The sequence below is a fragment of the Marinagarivorans algicola genome, from assembly GCF_001292705.1.
Taxonomy (GTDB): Bacteria; Pseudomonadota; Gammaproteobacteria; order Pseudomonadales; family Cellvibrionaceae; genus Marinagarivorans; species Marinagarivorans algicola.
This window is the reverse complement of the sequence record NZ_LGAK01000010.1, coordinates 157,039-163,366: the sequence shown is the minus strand read 5'-3', so window position 1 is coordinate 163,366 and position 6,328 is coordinate 157,039. Positions and strand designations below refer to the sequence as shown.

The 6,328-nt window shown below is 45.0% G+C and carries 6 protein-coding genes and 4 tRNA genes; 7 read left to right on the top strand and 3 right to left on the bottom strand.

Annotated elements, in window-relative coordinates; translation table 11 throughout:
• Positions 1–25: 25 nt before the first annotated feature.
• A complete protein-coding gene (locus AC438_RS04765) occupies positions 26–1,444 on the top strand; it encodes an O-antigen ligase family protein (RefSeq protein ID WP_082353973.1) in 1,419 nt (472 codons plus the stop codon).
• Between the two features lie 104 nt (positions 1,445–1,548).
• Here AC438_RS04765 and AC438_RS04760 read toward each other — a convergent pair whose 3' ends face one another.
• Together AC438_RS04760 and AC438_RS04755 are read right to left on the bottom strand one after the other, a co-directional pair.
• Positions 1,549–1,980 (bottom strand): hypothetical protein, encoded by a 432-nt coding sequence (locus AC438_RS04760; RefSeq protein ID WP_053980117.1) that lies wholly within the window; start codon positions 1,978–1,980, stop codon positions 1,549–1,551.
• A gap of 122 nt (positions 1,981–2,102) precedes the next feature.
• Positions 2,103–3,317, bottom strand: a complete 1,215-nt coding sequence (locus tag AC438_RS04755; protein ID WP_053980116.1) for a pyridoxal phosphate-dependent aminotransferase — start codon at positions 3,315–3,317, stop codon at positions 2,103–2,105.
• Positions 3,318–3,421: 104 nt separating this feature from the next.
• Here AC438_RS04755 and msrB point away from each other — a divergent pair, with 104 nt between their 5' ends.
• On the top strand, positions 3,422–3,853 hold the full coding sequence (msrB, locus tag AC438_RS04750; protein WP_053980115.1) for a peptide-methionine (R)-S-oxide reductase MsrB: 432 nt from the start codon (positions 3,422–3,424) through the stop codon (positions 3,851–3,853).
• The gene (locus AC438_RS04745) at positions 3,850–4,527 is read left to right on the top strand and encodes a DNA-3-methyladenine glycosylase I (RefSeq protein WP_053980114.1); all 678 of its coding nucleotides are present in this window, start codon (positions 3,850–3,852) and stop codon (positions 4,525–4,527) included. Before msrB ends, AC438_RS04745 begins: the two co-directional genes overlap by 4 nt.
• Positions 4,528–4,559: 32 nt before the next feature.
• Here AC438_RS04745 and AC438_RS04740 read toward each other — a convergent pair whose 3' ends face one another.
• A complete protein-coding gene (locus AC438_RS04740) occupies positions 4,560–5,351 on the bottom strand; it encodes a hypothetical protein (RefSeq protein WP_053980113.1) in 792 nt (263 codons plus the stop codon).
• A 345-nt stretch (positions 5,352–5,696) separates the two neighbouring features.
• Here AC438_RS04740 and AC438_RS04735 point away from each other — a divergent pair.
• From AC438_RS04735 to AC438_RS04720, 4 genes are all read left to right on the top strand, one after another.
• Positions 5,697–5,772: transfer RNA gene (locus tag AC438_RS04735), tRNA-Glu, on the top strand.
• A 6-nt stretch (positions 5,773–5,778) separates the two neighbouring features.
• Positions 5,779–5,853: transfer RNA gene (locus AC438_RS04730), tRNA-Gly, on the top strand.
• A 153-nt stretch (positions 5,854–6,006) separates the two neighbouring features.
• Positions 6,007–6,082 (top strand) — tRNA-Glu (locus AC438_RS04725).
• 6 nt (positions 6,083–6,088) lie between these two features.
• A tRNA-Gly gene (locus AC438_RS04720) sits at positions 6,089–6,163 on the top strand.
• Positions 6,164–6,328 lie beyond the last annotated feature (165 nt).

Sequence of the window (6,328 nt, the reverse complement as noted above, 5' to 3'; positions counted from 1 at the left end):
CCGGCTAAAATAAGTTGTAAGTACTATGAGATCTTTTGGATGTACGGCGATAGCCTATGTATTGTTATTCATTGTTGCAAGCTGTATATTTTTATCCTTTCACCCTGAGTATTATACCTTTACTGATTTCTACAACCAAAAAAGAGTATTGGCGCTAATTATTATTGTTATCACCTTGTTGGTTGCATTGTTACTTAATCCTGTTGGAGTCTTTGAGCAATTTACGCTCCGCTGGGGCTTCGCAAATTTAGGCTTGTATGTTTTTTTTGCCATAGGATTGACTTCTTTGGTGCTATCGGATCGACCTATTAATGCCTTACATGAGTGGCTGAGTTTTTTGTTTTTGTGGTTTTTTGTTGTATCGCTAGTGGTTTTATTTGAGCGGTACAAGTTACTTTGCCGCTATGCTATTATTTTTTTATGTCTTTGTTCTGGCTTGTATTTAGCAAAATTTTTAATGGTATTGTTTTTGTCTTTATTGAATGGCTACCCTGTTGATCAAAAAGTTTTGGTTTCTGGGGTTGTTAATGAGAACTTTATTGCCCAGCCTTTAGCGATGTTAGCGCCATTTTTTGCTGTTTGGGCGATAGCGGGTAAAGTAAGATTTGCTTGGGTTTTGGGTGGTTTTTTTTTCATCAGTCTATTTTTTATGATGATTATATATAACCGCTCGGTGGTATTAACCTTATCTATTGTTTTTGTTGCGTGGGCACTATATGCCAAAAACCAAAAGAGCTCATCATTACTGGCACTGTATTTTTTATGTTTTGGCTTGTCTTTGTTGTTTTTTTGGTTAATAGCGTACTTTTTTGGTATGGTTGGCGTAGACGCTCAAATTAAAAATATGCTCAATGATTCTGCGCGTGAGCTATTATGGCGGGAGGCACTATTGGCGGGAGTCAAAAACCCACTTTTGGGTGTTGGTCCGTACGGTTATACGTTTATAACGCCTATTGATGGTACAGCCCATCCGCATAATTTTTATCTGCAGCTAATTGCAGAGTGGGGTTTGGTTGCAACTTTTGCGTTAGGTGTCACAGCTATTTCGTTGTTTTTTGTGGTGATTAAGGCTGTAAGGCTCAGTGGTGCTCCGTCTTTGTTTCTCGGTGCGTTTTTGGGTTTATGTGAGGGGGTTTTGCATGCAGGACTTAGTGGGGTCCTTGTTATGCCTTTGTCGCAGATTGTTTTTTGTATTCTTGTTGCAGTGTTAATAAATTATTGCCGGTGGCTATCTAGTGAAGGTAAGGTTGCCGCCTCTATTGCTGACTCTAGGCGAGATCAATATATAAATACCGGCTTTAGTGTGGCGGTGTTAAGTTGTCTTGGTCTATATATTTTCGTCAGTTATGGTTTAAGTTTATGGGTGAGTGATAATTGCATCACTAACATAGGGCCGCGCTATTGGGTTGATGGGGGAGTGGTGAGCTGCCACTCATATCCTTAATTTTGTGCTAGATGCGCAAGCTCTTTTGGGCAGTCCTCTGAGGGTTTCAGAGAGTTTAAATGGATTTGTTGGGGTATCTATCATGCTTAGCCGAGCAGAGTAGGTTACCGCTGGAGGTCTGCCTCCGCCATCACCCCCTTAACCAAAATAGCCAAACTCCCCGAAGTCCCGTTCTCAAGCTCCCGCCTTAATAAGTTAATCAATAATCCCTCACTGCCATGCGGTGCCTTTGGGTTTAGTTCGTCATTTTTTAGCCCGCTGTTAAGCAATATAAAAGCTTGGTGCGTTAGTGTGGCGGCTTCTAGGGCTTCGCGCATGATGAGTGATGCGTAATTTAAGTAGCCTGCGTTACCTAGCCAGATAAATGTGCTTAGGCAGGACTCGTGCCTTTTGCTGTGTAGGCCAAATTCGTCGGGGGTATCGGGGCCGGCTATGTCTTCTACGTATAAACTCAGTGGGCGGGGGAAGTTGTTGTAGAGTGCGACTAGGGTTTTGGCGGTGTCGCGGTAAAAGTCATCTATATGAATATCGGGCATGAGAATACTATGGTCGCTGTGCGTGGCTGTTAAAAGGTATCAGTAAAGGTATCAGTATAGAGTGCTGCCGCTAAAAACGCTGGTGGGCGACTTTATTAGCGGCTGTGGTATTGGCTTGAAGGCTAAAATTTATAATTTTGCAAAAAGTCCCCAAAGCTATTAATAGCGCGGGTGATTTCTTCTTTTATAGGCAGAAACACAATGCGTAGGTGGTCGGGCTCTTTCCAGTTAAAGGCGGTGCCTTGCACCAGTAGTACCTTTTTTTGAATTAAAAAGTCCAAAATCATTTGTTGGTCATCAACAATAGGGTAGCGCTTTAGGTCTATTTTTGGGAACAGGTAAATAGCGCCTTTGGGCTTTACGCAGCTAATGCCCGGTATTTGCTCTAGTGCGGCCATAGCGGCATTGCGCTGCTCGTAAAAGCGCCCACCTGGGCGTATCAGCTCATTAATACTCTGGTAGCCACCTAGTGCCGTTTGAACCGCGTACATGGCGGGTACGTTAGCGCACAGGCGCATAGACGATAGCATCTCTATGCCTTTTACGTACTCTGCGGCTAAGTGCTTGGCGCCGCTCACAATAAGCCAGCCTGACCTAAAGCCCGCTAAGCGATAAGACTTAGAAAGTCCATTAAAAGTAATACACACGACATCTTTGGCTAAGCGCCCCAAAGGGACGAACTCGGCATCATCGTAAATAATTTTGCTATAAATCTCGTCGGCAAAAATCACTAAATTGTGCTGCCTGGCGAGCTCGATGATTTGCTCGAGTGCCTCTTGGCTGTATACGGCGCCCGTTGGGTTGTTGGGGTTGATGACGACAATGGCGCGGGTGCGCGGTGATATTTTACTTTTAATATCTTCGATGTCGGGTAGCCAATCGGATTGCTCATCACACACGTAATGTACCGCTTTACCGCCGGCTAAATTGACCGCTGCGGTCCATAAGGGGTAGTCGGGTGAGGGCACCAAGACCTCTTCGCCATCGTTGAGCAAGGCTTGGTTTGCCATCACAATCAGCTCGCTTACGCCGTTTCCTAAAAAAATATCATCAATATCTACACCCTCAACACCTAGGCGCTGACACTCTTGCATAATAGCTTTGCGGGCCGAAAATAATCCTTTTGAGGCAGTGTAGCCTTGGGCACCACGCATATTTTGGATAACATCGGCAATGATTTCATCAGGAGCGTCAAAACCAAAAGGCGCGGGGTTGCCAATGTTAAGCTTGAGAATACGGTGCCCTTCATCTTCTAGGCGAGTGGCATGCTCTAGCACTGGGCCGCGAATGTCGTAGCATACGCCGTTGAGTTTTTGGGATTTTTGGATGCGTTGCATAGGGTGCCTTTTGAGGTGCGCGTTGGCGGCGCTAATAGATTAACCTACCGTATAAAGTTAAATTGAATGAATCACTTATTTAAGCATATTAGAGGATGAGAATCATGTCAGATAACGATTTAAAAAATGATGACTATTGGCGGGCTAAATTGAGTGCTGAAGAGTTTGCTATTTGTCGTCAAAAAGGTACAGAGCGACCCTTTACTGGCAAATACAATACTATCAAGGGTTATGGTAAGGGCGATGCATTTTTGTGTAAATGCTGTCAGGCGGTACTTTTTGATGCACAGAGTAAGTTTGACTCGGGCTCGGGTTGGCCGAGTTTTTTTGCCGTTAAAAAGGGTGGCGTGAGCGAAACCTTTGATGAGTCGCACGGTATGCGTCGTGTTGAAATCGCATGCAGTCGCTGTAATTGCCATTTAGGGCACGTTTTTAATGACGGGCCAGCGCCTTCGGGTATGCGTTATTGTGTTAATTCGGCGTCACTGGTGTTGGCTTCAGAACTTAATAGCGATGTAAAAGGTGAGTCGTATTGATAGGTTTTGATGAAATTTTAAATACAGCGATATTACATAAAGGTTCGCTAAAAGAAGTAAAAACGGCGTTGCCCGTTGTACTGACTGCGCATGAGCTGGAGGCTCAAAGTGATGCTTTTTATTTGAGTGCGATGACTCGTAGGATTTTTCGTGCGGGCTTAAAGCATAGTGTGATTGATGCCAAATGGCCAGCCTTTGAAAAGGCACTCTATGCTTTTAACCCTATGGCATGCGCCATGATGAGCGATGATAAGTTAGATGAGTTAATGGGGAACCGTGAGTTGGTACGGCATATGGGCAAAATGAAATCCATTCGCATCAATGCGGCCCTTGTTCTCGAAAAAGCGCGAGAATACGGCAGTTTTGGTGCTTATTTGGCGCAGTGGCCGGGCGCTAATATTGTGGGTTTGTGGACGCAATTAAAAAAGCAAGGTGCACAGTTAGGTGGTATGAGTGGATCGCGCTTTTTGCGTTTAGTGGGTAAAGATACCTTTTTACTAACAGATGATGTGGTGGCTGTACTTAAAGCGCAGGGAGTCGTCAATAAAATGCCCACCAGTCAAAAAGACTTAGCATTGGTGCAGGGTGTTTTTAATGCGTGGCAAGAGCAAAGCGGCCTGCCGTATAGCCACATAAGTCGCATTGCCTCGATGACTGCCGCAAGCTGGAGCTAGAGGTACGCGGGGACTGGTGCTCTAGAGTAGAGCTAGTCGTACATTTGTTTTTTCTTCCATTCGCCGCCTTTATTAGCATACTCATCCCATTCGCCTTCAAGCCCTTCTTGAGTTTCGGGTTGGGCTTCTGGGGCTGTGCTCTCGTCATCTTCGTCGGCAATGCGCTTTGCAAGAGCGGCGCATTGCGTTTGTAGGTCGGTAATGCGCGGACCAAAATGACCTGATTGGCGCTCGCGCTCCATAAGGTGTAAGGCAAGCTCTAGATTATGCAGTGCTAGCCTAGGCTTGTCTTTATCGAGTGCTTGTTTGCCTGCAATTGTGTAGGAGTCAACGGTAAGGCCAACGACAAGTTCGCGAATGCTGGCGCGATGAGCATCACCGGTTTGAGCGGGTATACGGTCTTTTTCTTCTAATTGGTGAATATATTTATGTAGCTCTTCTAGGCAGGCTTTTACTTCGCTAATCTGCTGGGGGTTTTCTAAGCTTACACTGCCTTGGCGAGTGTTTTGTCGGCGGGCATCATTCATTTGCTGGGATAGTGCTTGCAGCTCGTTTTGATGGCCGTTGTTTTCGGGCTCTAGCTCTGTGAGTTGGTTGTAGATCTCCATTAGGCTTTTTTGGACCAGCATAGAGAGCTCGGGGGGTAAAAACCCCTGAGGGAACCCGCTAAGCATAAACTTAAAATTACGCGCCTTGAGGCTGAGTGCGCCAATCAGGCGATCGCGCTGTTCGCGTTTGTGTGCAAGTGTCTGTGAAATAAAAGCGTAACACACAAGGCTTGCGAGCAAAGCGATGATCACAATAATGACAACAACAGAGGACATGGGCAAATTCTTTAGGTGGTGTAACTTAAAGGTTAGTTGAGCGTTGCGGCCTTGCAAGGTGATGACTGTTTGGTGTGTCAACAGTTTTTGCGTGAGGGTGACTGACGGGTTGCTTTAACCGTGTTGAGCTTAGCGCCAAAAGATTATGCTACATGAAGCTGTTTTTTACATTTTTTTGAAAAAAGGCGTTGACAGAATTAGGGTTGGTCAATAGAATGCGCACCACTTCAGCGGGTATGACATTAAGCGTTAAGCAAAATGAAAACGTTGAGGTTAATCTAAGTTATTGATAATAAAGCAGTATTTTTTATTAATTATAAGCTTAGAGTAGTGTGTTCGTCCTAAGTCCCCATCGTCTAGAGGCCTAGGACACCGCCCTTTCACGGCGGTAACAGGGGTTCGAATCCCCTTGGGGACGCCACATTACGCGGGAATAGCTCAGTGGTAGAGCACAACCTTGCCAAGGTTGGGGTCGCGAGTTCGAGCCTCGTTTCCCGCTCCAATTTAAAAAAGCCAGTAGTTAGTTCTGCTGGTTTTTTTAATTAAACTGAATTGATTGACCGATTTAGTTGTTACAACTTAATGCAGAAGCATTAATTAAGAAAAGTAAAAATCAGTACCAAGCCGAAAGGCTAGCAATAATTTTGCGTCCTAAGTCCCCATCGTCTAGAGGCCTAGGACACCGCCCTTTCACGGCGGTAACAGGGGTTCGAATCCCCTTGGGGACGCCAAATTATGCGGGAATAGCTCAGTGGTAGAGCACAACCTTGCCAAGGTTGGGGTCGCGAGTTCGAGCCTCGTTTCCCGCTCCAAATAAAAAAGCCAATAGCATTGCTATTGGCTTTTTTTTGCGTGTTATTATTTTCAAGTGTGAGCCGCTTTTTTACTGTTCAACATTTTATTATTCAACATTTTACTGTTCAACAATAGGTTTTGAGCGTGCATAAATCTTAACTTGAGCAGATCTTGGATAGTTA

What these genes read in the sequence shown, in the direction of transcription:
- AC438_RS04760 (WP_053980117.1), bottom strand. Translation starts at nt 1,980, where the DNA reads ATGCCCGATATTCATATAGATGACTTTTACCGCGACACCGCCAAAACC.
- AC438_RS04740 (WP_053980113.1), bottom strand. Translation starts at nt 5,351, where the DNA reads ATGTCCTCTGTTGTTGTCATTATTGTGATCATCGCTTTGCTCGCAAGC.
- AC438_RS04765 (WP_082353973.1), top strand. Translation starts at nt 26, where the DNA reads ATGAGATCTTTTGGATGTACGGCGATAGCCTATGTATTGTTATTCATT.
- msrB (WP_053980115.1), top strand. Translation starts at nt 3,422, where the DNA reads ATGTCAGATAACGATTTAAAAAATGATGACTATTGGCGGGCTAAATTG.
- AC438_RS04755 (WP_053980116.1), bottom strand. Translation starts at nt 3,317, where the DNA reads ATGCAACGCATCCAAAAATCCCAAAAACTCAACGGCGTATGCTACGAC.